The 16,463-nt window shown below is 69.6% G+C and carries 18 protein-coding genes; 8 read left to right on the top strand and 10 right to left on the bottom strand.

The annotated features are described in order from the left end of the window. Positions 1–48 precede the first annotated feature (48 nt). Entirely contained in the window at positions 49–387 is a 339-nt protein-coding gene (locus ACYVLQ_RS15490) for a hypothetical protein (protein WP_460698151.1), read from the top strand. A 64-nt stretch (positions 388–451) separates the two neighbouring features. Then, positions 452–868: a methyltransferase domain-containing protein gene (locus tag ACYVLQ_RS15485; RefSeq protein ID WP_460698150.1), complete on the top strand. Its 417-nt coding sequence runs from the start codon at positions 452–454 to the stop codon at positions 866–868. Positions 869–881: 13 nt separating this feature from the next. On the opposite strand, the gene ACYVLQ_RS15480 is transcribed toward ACYVLQ_RS15485, so the two are convergent. After that, positions 882–2,132, bottom strand: a complete 1,251-nt coding sequence (locus tag ACYVLQ_RS15480; protein ID WP_460698149.1) for an MFS transporter — start codon at positions 2,130–2,132, stop codon at positions 882–884. Positions 2,133–2,216: 84 nt separating this feature from the next. Here ACYVLQ_RS15480 and ACYVLQ_RS15475 point away from each other — a divergent pair, with 84 nt between their 5' ends. Beyond that, on the top strand, positions 2,217–2,660 hold the full coding sequence (locus ACYVLQ_RS15475) for a winged helix-turn-helix transcriptional regulator (RefSeq protein WP_460698148.1): 444 nt from the start codon (positions 2,217–2,219) through the stop codon (positions 2,658–2,660). A 372-nt stretch (positions 2,661–3,032) separates the two neighbouring features. Here the strand turns inward: ACYVLQ_RS15475 and xdhC are convergent, their stop codons facing one another. From xdhC to ACYVLQ_RS15460, 3 genes are all read right to left on the bottom strand, one after another. Then, positions 3,033–3,842: a xanthine dehydrogenase accessory protein XdhC gene (gene xdhC, locus ACYVLQ_RS15470; protein WP_460698147.1), complete on the bottom strand. Its 810-nt coding sequence runs from the start codon at positions 3,840–3,842 to the stop codon at positions 3,033–3,035. Position 3,843: 1 nt separating this feature from the next. Beyond that, on the bottom strand, positions 3,844–6,333 hold the full coding sequence (xdhB, locus tag ACYVLQ_RS15465) for a xanthine dehydrogenase molybdopterin binding subunit (protein ID WP_460698146.1): 2,490 nt from the start codon (positions 6,331–6,333) through the stop codon (positions 3,844–3,846). Between the two features lie 64 nt (positions 6,334–6,397). After that, positions 6,398–7,873, bottom strand: coding sequence for a xanthine dehydrogenase small subunit (locus tag ACYVLQ_RS15460; RefSeq protein WP_460698145.1), 1,476 nt, complete (start codon positions 7,871–7,873; stop codon positions 6,398–6,400). Between the two features lie 662 nt (positions 7,874–8,535). Here ACYVLQ_RS15460 and ACYVLQ_RS15455 point away from each other — a divergent pair. Next, complete coding sequence (locus ACYVLQ_RS15455) at positions 8,536–9,039, top strand: nucleoside deaminase (protein ID WP_460698144.1); 504 nt, start codon at positions 8,536–8,538, stop codon at positions 9,037–9,039. A gap of 8 nt (positions 9,040–9,047) precedes the next feature. On the opposite strand, the gene ACYVLQ_RS15450 is transcribed toward ACYVLQ_RS15455, so the two are convergent. Together ACYVLQ_RS15450 and ACYVLQ_RS15445 are read right to left on the bottom strand one after the other, a co-directional pair. Beyond that, the gene (locus ACYVLQ_RS15450) at positions 9,048–9,620 is read right to left on the bottom strand and encodes a DinB family protein (RefSeq protein ID WP_460698143.1); all 573 of its coding nucleotides are present in this window, start codon (positions 9,618–9,620) and stop codon (positions 9,048–9,050) included. Between the two features lie 82 nt (positions 9,621–9,702). Then, entirely contained in the window at positions 9,703–10,221 is a 519-nt protein-coding gene (locus ACYVLQ_RS15445; RefSeq protein ID WP_460698142.1) for a GtrA family protein, read from the bottom strand. Between the two features lie 147 nt (positions 10,222–10,368). Between ACYVLQ_RS15445 and ACYVLQ_RS15440 the strand changes: the two genes are divergently transcribed. Next, positions 10,369–10,701, top strand: a complete 333-nt coding sequence (locus tag ACYVLQ_RS15440; RefSeq protein ID WP_460698141.1) for a hypothetical protein — start codon at positions 10,369–10,371, stop codon at positions 10,699–10,701. 133 nt (positions 10,702–10,834) lie between these two features. On the opposite strand, the gene bla is transcribed toward ACYVLQ_RS15440, so the two are convergent. Continuing rightward, entirely contained in the window at positions 10,835–11,761 is a 927-nt protein-coding gene (bla, locus tag ACYVLQ_RS15435) for a class A beta-lactamase (RefSeq protein ID WP_460698140.1), read from the bottom strand. Between the two features lie 165 nt (positions 11,762–11,926). On the opposite strand from bla, the gene ACYVLQ_RS15430 reads away from it, so the two are divergent. The 3 genes from ACYVLQ_RS15430 (at position 11,927) to ACYVLQ_RS15420 (ending at position 14,709) form a co-directional block, all read left to right on the top strand. After that, positions 11,927–12,802, top strand: coding sequence for a LysR family transcriptional regulator (locus ACYVLQ_RS15430; RefSeq protein ID WP_460698139.1), 876 nt, complete (start codon positions 11,927–11,929; stop codon positions 12,800–12,802). Then, entirely contained in the window at positions 12,799–13,734 is a 936-nt protein-coding gene (locus ACYVLQ_RS15425; RefSeq protein WP_460698138.1) for a serine hydrolase, read from the top strand. Before ACYVLQ_RS15430 ends, ACYVLQ_RS15425 begins: the two co-directional genes overlap by 4 nt. A gap of 402 nt (positions 13,735–14,136) precedes the next feature. Beyond that, positions 14,137–14,709 carry a putative immunity protein gene (locus ACYVLQ_RS15420; protein WP_460698137.1) on the top strand — a complete coding sequence of 191 codons (573 nt, stop codon included), beginning with the start codon at positions 14,137–14,139 and terminating at the stop codon, positions 14,707–14,709. Positions 14,710–14,743: 34 nt separating this feature from the next. Here the strand turns inward: ACYVLQ_RS15420 and ACYVLQ_RS15415 are convergent, their stop codons facing one another. From ACYVLQ_RS15415 to ACYVLQ_RS15405, 3 genes are all read right to left on the bottom strand, one after another. After that, positions 14,744–15,157, bottom strand: coding sequence for a maleylpyruvate isomerase N-terminal domain-containing protein (locus ACYVLQ_RS15415; RefSeq protein WP_460698136.1), 414 nt, complete (start codon positions 15,155–15,157; stop codon positions 14,744–14,746). Positions 15,158–15,216: 59 nt separating this feature from the next. Next, positions 15,217–16,017 (bottom strand): SAM-dependent methyltransferase, encoded by an 801-nt coding sequence (locus ACYVLQ_RS15410; protein WP_460698135.1) that lies wholly within the window; start codon positions 16,015–16,017, stop codon positions 15,217–15,219. Between the two features lie 68 nt (positions 16,018–16,085). Next, complete coding sequence (locus ACYVLQ_RS15405; RefSeq protein WP_460698134.1) at positions 16,086–16,319, bottom strand: hypothetical protein; 234 nt, start codon at positions 16,317–16,319, stop codon at positions 16,086–16,088. Positions 16,320–16,463 lie beyond the last annotated feature (144 nt).

Genomic DNA, 16,463 nt, shown 5'->3' with positions numbered 1-16,463 from the left:
TACACTCGAGCAGCGGGAACGATCGTCGACGCGTGGAGGAGAGTAGGGATGGCCGAGGTGCTGGTCGCCGAGATCCGGTCGGATAGCCAACCCTGGTCGGGACGAAGAGATCGATCCAGCAAGAACTTCTCGCTCGCCGCCGTTCCGGAGGGTACCCAGGAACTGCTCTGGCGGACCGAACCCGACAGCGGGGCGATCAGGTTCAGCGTGATGTCCGACGTCCGGGCGAACTACGATCAGCGCGTCCTGTCCAACATCGCCTCCGGCTCGAGAACGCGCCTCCCGCGCGAGCGAGAATCCCTGTCCCGCCGCGGTTTCTACATCGCCAACCCCTTCGGCGCCGCCGACGACGGATTCCTCGTGAAGGTGTACGCCCTGGTCCCCTGACGGCGATCGTGGCGGTGACTCTATCGAGGTCGCCGTAGAGCGTTGGCCCGCAGGCGAATTCCACGTGGCCGACGCCCTCGCCCTGCCGCCCGAGGATGGTTCGGTCACCGGCTGTCGCGCCGACAAGCTCCTGCACGCCCTCCCCGAACCCGAGCAGGCGGTTGTCGAAGCCCGCCGGGTCCTCGCCGCGCGCGGCCGGGCGGTGCTCATCGGCCAGGACTGGGACACGCTGGTTGTCGACTCCGACGCTCCCGAATTCACCCGCGGTCTCGTCCGCACCCGCGCGGACAACATGCCGAGCCCGCGAGTCGCCCGCCGCTACCGGAACCTGCTGCTGGACAACGGATTCACAGATGTCACCGTGGCGGGTGCACACGATCGTCCGCACGGACGCGGCGGTCCTGCCGATGCTCGCCAGCGTCGGGGAAGAAGGCCCCTGGCTCGACGAGCGACCTCCGAGAAGTCCTCGGCGGCAACCTAATCCGTGGCGTCGGTCAGGAATGCTCCGGCGATCCCGCGGGGCACAACGACCGGTGGTGCGAGCCGCCTGGGGGCTGCGAGCCGAGATCGGAACGCCGTGCGACACCCGTGAGCTGACCCACGCCCCACACGACCAGCGCGGATAGTGCACAGAGCGCGCCGACCAGGCAGGAGGCCCACCATCCCCACGTGCCGTACGCCCAGGTGGTCGTGACCGCTCCGAGGGCCGACCCGAGGGAGTAGCAGGCCATGTAGACGCCGATGACGCTGCTGGCGTGGTCCGGGAGCGCGGTGGTCAGCAGGTGCTGGCTGCCGACATGCACGGCCTGGACGGCGAAGTCGAGCGCGACGATCCCGACGACCAGGAGCCACAGGTTCGATCCGGCTTGGGCGATGAACAGCCACGACCCGGTCAACAGCACCAGCGACCAACCTGTGATCTGTTGTGCGCGACCGGAATCGGCCCATCGTCCCGCGCGGGCGGCACCGAGCGCTCCGGCCAGGCCAGCCGATCCGAACAGGCCGATCGCGGTGGTGCCCAGGTTCCAGGGCTCGGTGCTGAGGGGGAGTGCGAGGCCGCTCCATAGCGTGCCGAAGGACGCGAACAGGAACAGGGCCATCAGACCCCGGCTCAGGAACAGCCGATCCGTGCGCACGAGCCTGCCCATCGACGCCAGCACCTGCGTGTATCGCGTGGCGCCCGCCCTCGGATCCGGGCGCAGCCGCGCGCGAACGGTGACGACGAGCGCCGCGCAGAGCACCGCGAGCACCGCGTAGACCGCGCGCCATCCGGCCATATCGCCCAGCGCGCCCGCGAGCACGCGGGCGCCGAGAATGCCGATCACCACGCCCGACGTGACGGCGCCGATGGTGCGGCCGCGCTCGCCCGGCGCCGCGACGGCGGCCGCGTAGGCGACCGTCACCTGCACCACGACCGCGAAGACCCCGGCGACACCGAGCCCTGCCATCACGAGGACCCCGTTGGGTGCGGCGGCCACGATCGCCGCCCCCACGGCGGTGAGCGCCAGGTGCGCGGCGATGAGGCGGCGGCGGTTCAGCACATCGCCGAGCGGGACCAGTGCGATCAGACCGGCGAAGTAGCCGATCTGCCCGGTGGCGACCAGACCGCCCAGCGACTCCGGCGCCAGCCCCAGATCGCGCCCGGCCGCGGCCAGTACCGGCTGGATCGCATAGATCGTCGATACCGCGACGGCGCAGACCAGCGCCAGGATCCATCGCTGTGACCGGGTGACTCCTGTCGACACGAGACCTCCCAATTTGGTAGCAAATTGAAACTGTTTGACAGTAAGGCATAATAGTTTCGAATTGCAACCGATTGGGAGAAGCTCATGACGCGCGGATCCGATGCGTGGACCGACCCCACCTGTCCCGTGGCCCGGACGGTCGACCTTGTCGGCGACCGATGGAGCCTGCTGATCGTGCGCGATGCCATGGACGGCGCGGCCGCGTTCACCGAGTTCCAGCAGCGGCTCGGGATCGCCCGCAATATCCTCGCCGACCGCCTCCGCCGCCTGGTCGACCACGGCATCCTCGTCAGCACTCCGACGCCCGGCGGCAAGCGGCACATCTACGAACTGACCGAGGCCGGGCGCGATCTGTTCACCACCATCGTCGCGCTGCGGCAATGGGGGGAGCGCCACGCCTTCGCCGATGGCGAGCCGCACTCCACGCTCCGGGACCTCGACGGCGGCCCCGTCGCTCGACTGCGCCCGGAAAGCCGGACCGGTAAGCCCCTCGCGGCGGCGACGACCCGGGTCCACAAGGTGGACTGAAAAGCGGGGCAGGATCCTCAGTGTGTCGGCTGAGCCGAGTCGGCCGGAACACGGTGTCGATCATCTTCTGCTGTGCCGCCTGGAACGCCGCCGCGCCGGAGAGGTCGGCGTCGTCCACGTAGTTCAGCGAGCCGGTCAGGGTCTTGCTGCCGTCGGCTGTGCTGCACATCAGCGCACCGTGGCCGCCGTTGTGGCTGATGACGGTGCCGTCGCCGGTCTGCGGCACGAACTCTCCCAGGCCGTAGTCCATGTGCGGGATGCCCGTCGGGTGCGGCGTGAATATCTGTGCCCGCAGTTCGGCCGGGAGCAGCTTGTCGCCCGCCGATACCGACCTGATGTCGATCGGACACGGCCCCGACACGGCGCCGAGGGTCAGGCGTGCTCGTGCTGGAAGGCTTGGAGGAGGTCGGCCGCCACGCTCACCGCGATGGTGGCGGGGTCTTTGCCCGTGATCTCCGGGAGGCCGATGGGGGTCTTGATGCGGGCGATCGCCGACTCGTCGTGCCCGCCCTCGGCGGAGAGCCGCTTGCGGAAGCGGGCCCACTTGGCGGACGAGCCGATGAGGCCGATCGAGCCCAAATCGGTTGTGCGCAGGGCGGCGTCGCAGAGGGCGGCGTCCTCGGCGTGGTCGTGGGTCATGATCAGGACGTGGGCGCCGGGCGGGAGTTCGGCGAGTACCTCCTCCGGCAGCAGCGGCGTGTGATGCCGGTGCACCCGCGCCACCGCGTCCGACAGCACGGCCAGGCGCTCGTCGGTGAGGACATCCGGGCGGGTGTCGACCAGGTGCAGGTCGAGGTCCTGGCGCGACAGGATGCGCGCCAGTTCCAGCCCGACGTGCCCGACGCCGAAGATCGCCACCGCGGGCACCACGGGCAGCGGTTCCAGCAGGATCGAGACCGTGCCGCCGCAGCACTGCACGCCGTGCTGGTTGGCCACCTTGTCGCTGAGGGCGAAATCCATCAGCTCGGGCTCCGGCTCGGCGGCGGAGATCATCTCCCGCGCCCGGTCGATCGCCACGGCCTCGACATTGCCGCCGCCGATCGATCCCCACGTCTCGGTATGGCCCACAACGAGTTTCGCCCCGGGACCGCGCGGGGCGTGGCCGCGCACGGTCGCGACGGTCACCAGTACGCCGGACTCTCGGCGTGCTCGCAACCGCGCGACCGCGGCGACCCAGGTCATGTCAGGCACCGACCGATGCGCCTGTGCCGGTGCGGGTTCGGCTGTCGACATGGCCGTGGCCGGGCCCCGATGCGCCGTTGCCGGATCCGTCGGTGACATACCCATGCGCGGAACTCGGATCGACAAGGTCCTTGCGCGCCTGCCCGTTTCGGGTCCCATCGCCTCGGCGCGCGGCTTCGACGGCCCAGAACACCGCCTCCGGCGTCGCGGGCGAGGCCAGCTCAACGCTCACCCCGCTCGGCCCGAACGCGGCGGCGGCCTGCCGCAGCGCTTCTCGCACCGAGAACGCCAGCATCAGCGGCGGCTCACCGACCGCCTTGGACCCGTAGACCGCGCCCTCCTCGGTGGCGTTCTCGAGGAGCGTGACGTTGAACTCCTCGGGCATCTCCGAAAAGCTCGGCAGCTTATAGGTACTCGCGGCCTGGGTGAGGAAGCGGCCCCGGTGGGGACCGTCGCCGGTGTCCCACCGCGGATCCTCCAGCGTCAGCCAGCCCGCGCCCTGCACGAAACCACCCTCGACCTGACCGATATCGATCAGCGGCGAGAGGGTGTCGCCGACATCGTGCACGATGTCCACGCGCCGGATGCGGTAGGCGCCGGTGAAGCCGTCCACCTCGACCTCGGTCGCGGCGGCGCCGTAGGCGAAGTACTTGAACGGCGAGCCCCGGAATGTCTTTGCGTCCCAGTGCAATCCCTCGGTCCGGTAGTAGCCGGACGCCGACAGCTGGACCCGCTGGAAGTACGCGGTCCGCACCAGTTCGTCCCAGGCGATCTCCTTGTCGCTGCCCAGCGCGCGCGCCACACCCCCGGCGATGCGCACGTCCGAGGCGTTCGCGCCCAGCTGGGAACCGGCCACCTGCAGCAGGCGACCGCGCAGCTGTTCGCAGGCGTTCTTGATGGCACCGCCGTTGAGATCCGCGCCGGAGCTGGCGGCGGTGGCGGAGGTGTTGGGCACCTTGTCGGTTCGTGTCGGAGCCAGGCGCACCTTGTGCAGCGGTATGCCGAGGGTGGTGGCGGCGACCTGCATCATCTTGGTGTGCAGGCCCTGGCCCATCTCGGTGCCGCCGTGGTTGATCAGGACCGAGCCGTCCTTGTAGATCAGCACCAGCGCGCCGCCCTGGTTGAAGGCGGTGAGGTTGAACGAGATTCCGAACTTGACGCCGGTGATCGCCAGTGCCCGTTTGGTATTCGGGTGCGCGGCGTTGAAGGCCGCGATCTCGCGCTGGCGCTCGTCGATGTCGCCGTTGCCGCGCACCTGATCCCAGGTGACGGCGATCCGCTCGGGGTGGCCGACCGGCTGCCCGTACGGCGTGCACTGGCCCAGCCCGGGACGGTAGAAGTTGCGCTCGCGCAGGTCCATCGGGTCCAGGCCCAGCAGCGGCGCGCACCGGCCCAGGATGTCCTCCATCACCAGCATGCCCTGCGGTCCGCCGAAGCCGCGGAAGGCGGTGTTGGAGACCGTATTGGTCTTGGCGATGCGACCGTGGACGCGGGCGTTGGGAACCCAGTAGACGTTGTCGATGTGGCACAGCGCGCGGGCCAGCACCGGCTCCGAGAGATCCAGGCTCCAGCCGCCGTCGGCGGTCAGGGTCGCCTCCAGGGCCAGGATGCGGCCGTCGGCGTCGAAGCCGATCTTCCACGAGGAGTGGAAGCCGTGCCGCTTGCCGGACATGGTCAGATCCTGGGTCCGGTTGAGCCGCACCCGAACCGGGCGCCCGGTGAGCTGGGCGCCGAGCGCGGCGACCGCCGCGAACCCGTGTGGCTGCATCTCCTTGCCGCCGAAGCCGCCGCCCATCCGCAGGCACTGCACGGTGACCTCGTGGCTGGGCACGCCGAGCACGTGCGCGGTGATCTCCTGTGTCTCCGAGGGGTGCTGGGTGCTGCTCTGGACGAACACCTGCCCGGCCTCGTCGATCTGGGCCAGCGCCGCATGGGTCTCGAGATAGAAGTGCTCCTGCCCGGCGAAGGTGAACTCGCCGGTGAATACGTGCGCCGACTCGGCGAAGCCCGCCTCCACGTCGCCGGTCACCATCACGGGCCGGGCGCCGTGGAAGCTCTCGGCCGCGATGGCCTCCTGCACCGTGATCAGCGCGGGCCGCTCGTCGATGTCCACCTCGACTGCGGCGGCGCCCTCCCTGACGGCCTCCAGAGTCTCGCCGAGCACCCAGGCGACCGCGTGGCCGTGGAACATGACCTCGTCGGGGAACAGCGGCTCGTCGTGCTTCATCCCGGCATCGTTGACCCCGGGCACGTCGGCGCCGGTGAGCACGCGCACCACACCCGGCACGGCCAGCGCGGGTTCGGTGCGCAGCGCGGTGATCCGGCCGTGTGCCTTCATCACCTGCACCGGGTAGGCGTGCAGCACGTCCTTGGTCCGGTACACCAGATCATCTGTGTAGAGCGCGGTCCCGGTGACGTGCAGGGTAGCGCTCTCGTGCGGCATCGCGACGCCGACGACCGGGTTCTCGGGCCGCTCCGAAAGATGACTCATGACTGGACCTCGCTGCCAGCGTCGAGAATTCTCGTCTCGAGTCCGGCGTGGGTGGAACGCTCGCTCATGACAGCACCGCCTCGGTGGTTTGCGCGTGTAGCTTCCGCAGGCTCTGGCCGAGCATGGCCGAGCGGTATTCGGAGCTGGCGCGGTGGTCGCTCATCGGCGTGCCCTCGGCCTGCAGCACGCGGGACGCGGCCTCCACCGTGTCCGTGGACCAGGGCTGGCCTTCCAGCGCCGCCTCGGTGTCGCGGGCGCGGATGGGGGTGGCGGCCACGCCGCCGAGTCCGATGCGGGCCTTGCGGACGATCCCATCCTCGATATCGAGCGCGAAAGCGACTGCGACGCTGGAGATATCGTCGAAGCGCCGCTTGGCGATCTTGTGGAAGGCCACGACCGGCGACAGCGGTTGCGGGATGCGCACCGCGCGGATCAGCTCGCCGGGTCGGCGCACGCTCTGCCGGTAGCCGGTGAAGTAGTCGGCCAGTGGCACCTCGCGCGCACCGTCGGCGCCCGCGAGCACGATCGAGGCCTCGAGTGCGAGCAGCACCGGCGGGCTGTCGCCGATGGGGGAGCCGGTGCCCAGGTTGCCGCCCAGTGTCGCGCCGTTACGGATGAGCCGGGATGCGAACTGCGGGAACAACTCCGCGAGCAGCGGCACACTGCCGCCCAACCGCCGTTCGATCTCGGTGAGCGACAACGCGGCCCCGATCTCGAAGCGCTCCGAATCCACGCGCAGCTCCCGCAGTTCGGGAAGGCGATCGATCGCGATCACGCAATCCGCCCGCCGGGCACGGATATTCACCTCCACACCCCAGTCGGTGCACCCCGCGACGACCATCGCATCCGGCCGATCACGCAGCAGCCCCACCGCCTCGGCCAGCGTGCCGGGCCGCCGAAACGCACGACCGCCCTGCGCATAGTCGGTGGCGACCGCCTCGGGCGGGGACTGCTCGCGCCGCCGCGCCAGTGGATCGTCCTCCGCCGGAGCGCCGACAGCGAACGCAGCATCCCGAATCGGCCGATACCCTGTGCAGCGACACAGATTCCCACTCAGCGCATGCAGATCGAACCCGTTCGGCCCCTGCTCGGCGTCGGAGTAGCCCGCCGCGCCACCATCTTGCTTCCCCGCCGCGCAGCGGTCGGGGCGATAGTACTCCGCGGCCATGCTGCAGATGAAACCCGGTGTGCAGTAACCACATTGGGAGCCGCCGCGGAGTGCCATCTCCTGTTGCACCGGGTGCAGGGTGGGGGCGGCGCCGGGCGGACCGGCCGTGGCGAGGCCCTCGGAGGTGACGATCTCCTGGCCGTCGAGCGCGGCCACCGGCACCAGACAGGCGTTGATCGCGACCCAGTCGGTGGGCTGCCGCACGCCCGGGCGCGCGACCAGGACCGAGCACGCGCCGCATTCGCCCTCGGCGCAGCCTTCCTTGCTTCCGGTGAGGCCACGCTCACGGAGGAAATCCAGCACCGTTGTGTGGGGTGCGGCCGGGGAAATCGGTGCGACTTTCCCATTGACCGTGATCCGCGCCGCTACCATGGCACATCCTCATTTCGGTGCGCGGTCGATACGATTATCCTAGTCGCCATTTCGAGAGCTTTCTGTTTTCGGAGGCGCGGCCCGTGCACCCGGAGCGCTGATCGGCACGCGAAGACGTGCGGCAGGCGGTGCCTAGAGATCGGAAATGCCCGGACGCATGCGGGCACGCCGGGAAGAAGGCTGCTCAGCAGCCGTGCGCTACACGACCGGGGACCCACACGGTCCGGTGAGCGAGGCGACGCAGATCGGAGATCGTCGGCATCCGAACTCGCCTCCTTCCAGCTCAACGAGTCGGTGTGACCGAAACTACGTTGCCGCGGGGCACCCGGTCAAGCGGCCGCGGAGGGACCTTACACAGTTTGGAGGAATCTCCGACGGGCCGCCCGGGAAACGTCATTCGGATCGTTTTATCGCACAGCGGGATATGGCGACAATGTTTCTCGCGGTAAACAAATCGTTTCGAGCCGGCCGCGGTTTCCGGCTCTTGTCAAAGTCTACGAAAAGCCGCTATCGGTGCGCCGATGTCTTCATGGGTTCCATCCCTAGCTGATTCCGGGTGATCGGCTGTGTACTCCTCGCACAGAAGTTGCGACAAGTCAGGGATGAGTGCCGTGGTCCGCACGGGCTGAGCATCCGCCCATCGCATCCGAGAAGGAGTGACCGTGACCGCGCACACCCGAGAAGTGGACATCCAGGAGCTGGAGCGCGCCTGGATGGACGAGGCGATCAAGGTGGCCACCAACAGCGTGGCGGACGGCGGCGGTCCGTTCGGCTCACTGGTCGCCAGGCGCGGCGAGATCGTCGCCATCGGGCACAACCAGGTCACCGCGAACCTGGATCCGACGGCACACGGCGAGGTGAGCGCGATGCGCGCCGCCTGCCGGGAGCTGGGCGCCTTCTCGCTCGAGGGTTGCGTCCTGATCACCTCGTGCGAGCCGTGCCCGATGTGCCTGTCGTCGGCGCTGTGGGCGCGGGTCGACCGGATCCTGTACTCCGCCGACCGCCACGACGCCGCGGTCGCCGGATTCGACGACCGCAAGTTCTACGAGCTGTTCGAGAAGAAGGACCATTCGCTGTGGCCGCTGCGGATCGAGCAGCTGGACCTGCCCAACCGCACCGCGCCCTTCGACGCCTGGCTGGCCAAGTCCGACCGCATCGACTACTGACCCCGCCGTTACCGGGTTCCGGTCGTGTGCAGGTAGAGGTCGCGCAGCAGGCTGACCTCGGACAGGTGGTGGATCAGCTCGCGATTGATGTGCAGCACCAGGTCGGCGACGGGGAGGTCGGGGTAGGGCTCCGTGTCGCCGACCGGGGTTCGCAGCGCGGCGTCGCTGAGGCCGCGGACTCCGGTCGTCCAGATATCCAGCTGGATTTCGAGCTGATCGAGGGCGGTGGCGGCGTCGCCCGCGTACTCCCATTTCTCGTACGAGGCGGCGGGGGCGCCGAAGTGCGCGGCATTGCGCGCGGCCAGCACGCCGACGATCACGTGGCCGAGCCGCCAGGCGATCGTGGTGAACGGCGCCGGATCCGGCGGCGGGAAGGCGTAGTCGATCGTGAAGTCCCCGGCACCGGCCTGCACGGGGGCCGTCGAGGTGCCGCGCGGTCGCACGTTCCAGGCGTCGGGGACCGGAGACCAGAAGTATTCGTCGTCGGTCAGGCCCGCCAGGCGCGGCCGAATCTGATTGTCCCAGTGGAACTCCCACTGTTCGCGCAGTGTCCGGTTCCAATCGAAGTGTTCTGCATCCATACCCTCACCCTGACATCTCGAGCGGACAGGATCGGTCCGCTATCGAATTGTGGAGTCGTGCACAGTCGCCCGGGAACGAAGGCTACGGGGTAGGGGCCGGGCTCGTGCCGAAGACGAAGCCGCGCAGCGCGAGGAATCGCATGCCGCCGATCGAGGCCATGACGGTCAGCGCGGCGGTCGCTTGCGCGAGTCCGCCGAGGCCCGGCGCCCAGAAGTCGAGACCGGCCAGCGCGGCGGTGCTGACCACGAGGCCGATCAGCGCCAGCCCGCCGCCTTCCCACTGCGCGGTGAACCAGCCGACCCGCCCGGCCGCCCGGAAGGTGAGCCGCCGGTGCAACTCGTTCGCGATCACCGTGCTGACGATCGACCCGGCGACATTGGCGACCAGCGGGCCGGTCTCGCTCAACGCCGTGAACAGCAGGACATACGCGATATTGCTGGCCCCGCCCACCAGCGCGAACCGAATCAGCTGGGCGAGAACATGATCGCCCCGCAGGTGCTGTCCTACCCGGCCCAGCCATTCTGCGCGTATCAACCATCCCGCGCGGACCACGGGGTACGCGCTGGCTCGGACGGCCCGATCGTGGCCATCGAGGACCATGCTGTCCCCGAACCCATTCCGCGGTCCCGATGCGGCAAACGCAGTGCTGTTCACGCCACCTACCGTCGCGAGCCCGCCTGATACCGCCCTGACGCCGATCTGACATGCTCGCTGACACAACGTAAGGCCTGGTGACACACAACTTCGGTGGTGCGAGCCGGAGCCGGTCCGCTGCCGGGTCTCGTCGACCGGGATCGACTAGTTGCCGTCGAGGAGTTCGGCGATATCCGAGGGCTGGTAATCGTCGGCTGGGCCACCGACATCTTCGCGACCCTGGTGACCCACGCCGCCGTCGAGGCCGATATGCGGCGCACCGACAGCCGCGAACCGGTCTACGAAACCTTCACCGGGCTCCCGCGCGACCGGTTCCCGCTCCTCACCGCATACGCCACCGAACTCGTTACCGGCGATGGCGCCCAGCGCTTCCGCGTCGCCGTCGATATCGTCATCGACGGCCTGCTCGCGCCCGGATCCCGCTGAGTACCGCGTCCAGGTGGAAAGACCCGGCTGTGTCCGCGTCGGCGCGGCGGTCTTCGAGGAGCGTTTACGTGAAGTTCGCCGAATGCCCGAAGACCGCCGAGGGCCGGAAGGTCACGATCCGCGTCGAGTAGACCTACCGTGGGGATGTAATTCCCAGGGCTGCAACGGCTTCGCGAGTGGCAGTGGCGACCAGTTCGTTGTCGGGCTGGGCGTGCTGTTCGGGTTTGGCGGTCAGTACGGCGATGACGAGCGGAGCGTGGTTCGGTGGCCACGCTATGGCGACGTCGAGGGCGCCGCCGTAGGCGGGGGACCCGGTCTTGTCGCCGACCTTCCAGTCGGCGGGCAGTCCGGCCCGGATGCGTTTGCCGCCGGTGGTGTTGGCGAGCAGCCACGACGTCAGCTGCTCGCGTTCGGGGGCGGCCAGGGCGTCGCCGAGGACCAGCGCCCGGTAGTCGGCGGCCAGCGCGGCGGGCGTGGTGGTGTCGCGTTCGTCGCCGGGTATGGCGGTGTTCAGCTCGGTTTCCCAGCGATCCAGCCGCGAGGTGGTGTCGCCGAGGGAACGCAGGAACGCTGTGAAACCCGCAGGGCCGCCGATCAGTTTCAGTATCTGGTTCCCGGCGGTGTTGTCGGACTGGGTGATCGTGGCGTGACACAGTTCCGCGACGGTCATCCCGGTTTCGACATGCTTCTCCGTCTCCGGCGAGTTCTCCACGAGATCTGTTGCCGGGTAATGGATCACCTGGTCGAAGTAGCCCGACGACAGCGGATGCGCCCGCAGCACGGCGCCGCACGCCAGGCCCTTGAACGTGGAGGCCATGGGGAAACGCTCGCCCTCGCGGGTCGCCACGGTGCGCCCGGTGCCGGTGTCCACGGCGAAGACGCCGAGCCGCGCGCCGTGTTTCGCCTCCAGATCGGTGAAGTTCGCGGCCGGTGCGGCGGCGGCCGGAGGATTCGGCTCGGCGGTTCCGGCATCACACGCCGCGGTGACCGACAGCGCGGCCGCCGCCAGCGCCGCGGCGAGGAACCGCCGGCGGCGGTGGGGAAATGCTGAGAGTTTCACCGCCGCAGGACATCATCGAGGCGGCGGCCCGCGCCAATATCCGATCCCGGCCCGGACGAGTCGAGTTCGATATATCCGCAGTTCGAAGCCTATGAACAGGTTCCGGTGGCGGCCCCGGCGCGCCGAGCGAGCGGGCGCCTCGGCCGCTGCTGGTTCAATGGCCGCATGGACCTGATCCGCCACCTCCGCTATTTCGTCTCCGTGGCGGACGAGGGGCACTTCGGCCGGGCGGCGACGGCGCTGGACATGACCCAGCCGCCGCTGTCGCAGGGTTTGCGGCGCCTGGAGAACCACTTGGGCGTCGAGCTGATCCACCGCACGCGGCAGGGGGCGGTGCTCACGTCGGCGGGACTGCGGCTGCTGCCCCGCGCGCGACTGCTCGTCGACGACGCCGAACAGCTGCTGGCCGAATCGCACCGCATCGCCCACGCCCGCGGCACCGTGCACTGGGGCGCGACCGCCGCGCTGCCCGACCGGGTGGTGACCGCCGGGGTCACCGCGCTGCGCGCCTCCGTGGGTGCCGACGGCGCGGTGTCCACCGCCGTGGGAACGACTGTCGACCTGGTCGCCGACGTCCGCGCGGGCCTGTACGACCTGGCGGTGATCGAGCATCCGGCCCTCGTCGACGGGCTCGCGGCCGGGCCCGTGGTCAAGCTGCCGCGGTGGCTGGTGGTGCCGTCGGAGCATCGCAGCGCCACCGCCGGACGCCCCACCTTCCCGATGCTCGCCGGGCTGGCCTTCGCGCATCCGCCGCGCTCGGCCAACCCGCCCGCCTTCGATACCGTGATCGACCTGCTGCGCGAGCGCGGCGTGGACGCGCCGACCGTGACGGCGGCCGACGACCGCACGCTGCTCGCCGCCGTCGCCTCGGGGACGAGTTTCGGCTTCACGGCGACTCCGCCGGTCACGACGCCGGGCGTGACGTGGGTGCGGACGGCGCCGCAGGCAATCGCGTTGCGGGTTCGCGTCATTCGCCGTCCGAACGCCGATTCCCACGCCGAGGCGATGGACCGCATGCTGTATCGGGAGCGGCTGCGATGAGGCGGGCCGTGCACCTCGACACGCCGGGCAACACCGGTCCCGCGGCGGACCGGATTCGTGCCGTGTTCGCCGACGCGGGATGCACCGGGTGGCTGCATGCCCGCCGGTGCGGCGATCCGGCCGCCGAGATCTCGGTCGGCGGCCGGTCCCGGGTGGTGATGGCCTCGGTGTACAAGCTGCCGCTGGTCGTCGCGTTCGGCCGCTGCGTCGATGCCGGGCTGATCGACCCCACCGCGCACCTCACCGTGCGTCCCTCCGACTGCACACCCGGCCCGACCGGCATTGCCGCACTGCATGATCCGGTCACCTTGAGCCGCCGCGACCTGGCGACGTCGATGATGACGGTGTCCGACAGCGCCGCCGCCGACGTGCTGCTCGGTGAGATCGGCCTGGCGGCGGTCGAGGAACTGCTCGACGAGATCGGCCTCACCGAGACACAGGTGGTGGGCGGCACCGCCGACCAGCACCGCAGCCTGGTGCGCGATACCGACACCCACACCACCGCCGAGGCCTTCGCCGCCCTGGCCGACAACGACGAGGCCTGGTCGGTGTCGGCCTACGATCCCGCCTTCGCCAGCGCGACGACACCGGAGGAGATGACCCGCTTCCTGTGTGCCGTCTGGTCCGGGGACGTGCTGTCGGCCGGGCAGACCGATTTCGTGAAATCCGTGATGCGCAAGCAGATCTGGCCGCATCGGGTCGCTGCGGCGTTCCCGCACCGCGGGGTCTCCGTGGCGGGTAAGACCGGCACCATCGGTGCCATTCGTAACGAGGTCGCCGTGGTGGAGTTCGCCGACGAGTATCCGGTCGCGGTGGCGGTGTTCACCCGCGCGGCCCGGGCGGACCCGATGCTGCCCGTCGCGGACGCGGCCATCACCGAGGCCGCCCGCATCGCCGTCACCGAGCTGCGCCGCCCGCTTCCGGACGGATAGAGCGGCGCCGAAATTCGATTGGCCGGATCCGGGTGAGATGCCACCATCAGACTCGCCATGAATACGCCAGCGATCGTGATCGGCGCGGGGCAGGCAGGGATATCCGCCGCATCGGCACCGCCGGATATCGGCCCGCCTTCGCGCATCTGCGCGATCTGGTCCGGCTCGACGCTGCCGGGCTGCCCGCGCACCGGAACGGGTTGTCCCGCTCGCACCCGGGACTGGCGTCGGCCCGCACAGCCGGTATCTCGCGCGCCGGCTGGCCCGCTTCCGGTAGATGCTCGTCCTGAAATTCCGGTAGCCGGCCCGGTGGTCTGTCCAGCTGTTTGAAGGTTATGTCGATACTTCATGCTGTTGCCTCAGAAAAGTGCCAACCGATTGTTCAACGATACCGTTGATGCCATGAACGCGGCTGGCGAGAATCCGACGATCGAACTCGGCATGGAAGAGCTGCGCGAGGTCGCGGGATATGCCGCGGCCTGTGCGGAGCCCGCGCTGGCGATCTTCGAGCGCGACTGTCCCGGCGATCGGCGGCCGCGCGCCGCGATCGAGGCCGCGCGGGAGTTCGCCGAGGGCGCCAGGCGGTCGAAGGCGATTCGGGACGCCGCGTGGGCGGCGCAGCGGGCGTATGGGGAAGCGCGCGATGCGGGGCAGGCCGCGGCGAGCGAGGTGGCGCGGGCGGCCGTCGCGGCGTGCGGCGCGGCCTATCTTCACCCGCTCGCCAAGGCGACTCAGGTCTTGCACATCGTCGGCGCGGCCGCCCACGCGGCGCGGGCATTCGAGCTGAACGCGGGTGACGACCACAGTGTCGGATACATCGAGAAAGCAACAGGTTCGGTGAGGGCCGCGGTGGTGCGCGTTTTGGTGCGTTACCCCCCTGCCCCGCGTGGTCGCGGTCGTGTGGGCGAGTTGGCGCGGGAGTTGGACTCGGCGTTGCGGCGGTGGGGGATTCCGGCCAAAGTATGCCGGAAATAACCGGGGAGAGGTTGCCCGAGCGAGGGCCGTCGCTCTACCTGCGTTGCGCCAGCTCCGAAAGCAACTGTGCCACAGCGGTTCCGGTGAGTTGTTCCGGTGCGACGAGATGCGCGACGACATCGCGCACCCGCCAGCCATCGCACAGGGAGGGGCGGTCCCAGCCGGATCCGGGCAGGGGCCGCAGCAGTTCGACCAGGCTTGCGCGCTCGGCGGCGACGGCCTCCCAGACCTGATCCTCGGTCATCGACATGGCCATGTGTGCGCTCCTTCGTCCGGTGATGTTCCAGAACGGTAGGAACTCCAGCCCGGTGGAGATTCCACGGTTGGTGAGGCGGATCACACCGGAGCCGCATTCGGGTAGGCGATCGGCCGTGGTCGTGAGAGCGCCGGTGACACCGATTCTGGCGCCGATTTTCGGCAGGGCGGTGCTGACCGCGCTGTGCCTCACCGCCGCAACGCTTTCCGCCGTCGCGGGGCGGCGGGCCGCCGGAGCTGTGCGGCGGCGGGTCAGGGCTTGCGGCCGACCGCGCCGTAGGCGTCGAGGGGTTCGGTGGGGCCGATGCGGCGGGCGAGCGGGCGCCAGTCGGTGATGGGGACCATCCCGGGCTCCACCAGTTCCAGCCCCTCGAAACAGGCGCGCAACTGGTCCGGGCCGCGCAGGATGTACGGCACGCCGCCGGACTGGACGAGTTTCTCGCTGCCCGCGACCACCTCGTCGCCGGTATCGGTGCCGTCCCACAGCACGAGATAGCTTCCCGCGCACAGTGGTTCCAGCATACGGGCGGTGATGTCGCGCAGCACGGCGAGGTCGGGTTCGTAGCCGAGTACGCCCATGAACAACACCGCCGTGGGCCGTGTGAAATCGAGGACCTCGGCGGCCTCGGCCAGGATGAGGTCGGGGTCGTGGAAGTCGGCGTGCACGTAGGTGGTCACGCCCTCGGGGCTGGTGTTGGTCAGCAACGCCCGCGCGTGCGCCAGTACCAGGGGATCGTTGTCGACGTAGACGATCCGGGATTCCGGCGCGATCTGCTGCGCGACCTCGTGGGTGTTCTGCATCGTCGGCAATCCGGTGCCCACATCGATGAACTGCCGGATCCCGGCCGCCCCTGCCAGATGACTCACCACCTGCACCAGGAATTCTCGCGACAGCTTGGCCATCCGCACGATATCCGGATACACCTCTGCCACCGCGTCGCCGGCGGCGCGGTCGGACGGGTAGTTGTCGGCGCCGCCCATCCAGTAGTTCCAGATACGGGCCGCGTGGGGGGTATCGATATCGATGCCCGCGATCGCCCGGTCCTCGGTCATAGGCTCAAACCTCTGTCTCGCAGTCGTTTCCGGATGCGATGCCGGATGCCGCTCGGCTCCGAACGCGCCTATGCTACCCGCGGAGCGTCCTTATCGCGCAACACTTTCCGGCCGCCGGGGGTGGCCGGACGGCGGCAGGCGTCGGTGGCGTACAGCTCCTGCTCGATGGCCCGCGCCGCGTAGTGCTGGCCCGACGCGCGCAGGTGCGCGATCCGCCGTTGGACGGCCTCGATGCCGTATTCCCTGGTGACGTCCGTTATCCCGACGCGGGACGTGGTCGCGGGTCCGAGTGACTCGGTCACGGCATCCCCCTGCTCGATAGTGGCGCCGACGGTTCCTGATCGAGTGTACCGCGTCGGTGCACGTGCGGCCGCACGTGCGATCGCCGATCGGTGCGCTGGAAGTCGTTGTGGCACACTCGATGACGCGACGCCGCAGCCCGACAG

This window comes from Nocardia thraciensis (assembly GCF_054782435.1).
The sequence above is the reverse complement of the archived record's forward strand: the minus strand, read 5'-3'. Positions and strand labels throughout refer to the sequence as shown.

Bases quoted from the DNA above. Each gene is read 5' to 3' on its own strand.
- xdhB (WP_460698146.1), bottom strand. From the start codon at position 6,333: ATGAGTCATCTTTCGGAGCGGCCCGAGAACCCGGTCGTCGGCGTCGCG.
- ACYVLQ_RS15420 (WP_460698137.1), top strand. From the start codon at position 14,137: ATGAACGCGGCTGGCGAGAATCCGACGATCGAACTCGGCATGGAAGAG.
- ACYVLQ_RS15425 (WP_460698138.1), top strand. From the start codon at position 12,799: ATGAGGCGGGCCGTGCACCTCGACACGCCGGGCAACACCGGTCCCGCG.
- ACYVLQ_RS15430 (WP_460698139.1), top strand. From the start codon at position 11,927: ATGGACCTGATCCGCCACCTCCGCTATTTCGTCTCCGTGGCGGACGAG.
- ACYVLQ_RS15410 (WP_460698135.1), bottom strand. From the start codon at position 16,017: ATGACCGAGGACCGGGCGATCGCGGGCATCGATATCGATACCCCCCAC.
- ACYVLQ_RS15445 (WP_460698142.1), bottom strand. From the start codon at position 10,221: ATGGTCCTCGATGGCCACGATCGGGCCGTCCGAGCCAGCGCGTACCCC.
- ACYVLQ_RS15490 (WP_460698151.1), top strand. From the start codon at position 49: ATGGCCGAGGTGCTGGTCGCCGAGATCCGGTCGGATAGCCAACCCTGG.
- ACYVLQ_RS15475 (WP_460698148.1), top strand. From the start codon at position 2,217: ATGACGCGCGGATCCGATGCGTGGACCGACCCCACCTGTCCCGTGGCC.
- ACYVLQ_RS15450 (WP_460698143.1), bottom strand. From the start codon at position 9,620: ATGGATGCAGAACACTTCGATTGGAACCGGACACTGCGCGAACAGTGG.
- ACYVLQ_RS15460 (WP_460698145.1), bottom strand. From the start codon at position 7,873: ATGGTAGCGGCGCGGATCACGGTCAATGGGAAAGTCGCACCGATTTCC.
- xdhC (WP_460698147.1), bottom strand. From the start codon at position 3,842: ATGACCTGGGTCGCCGCGGTCGCGCGGTTGCGAGCACGCCGAGAGTCC.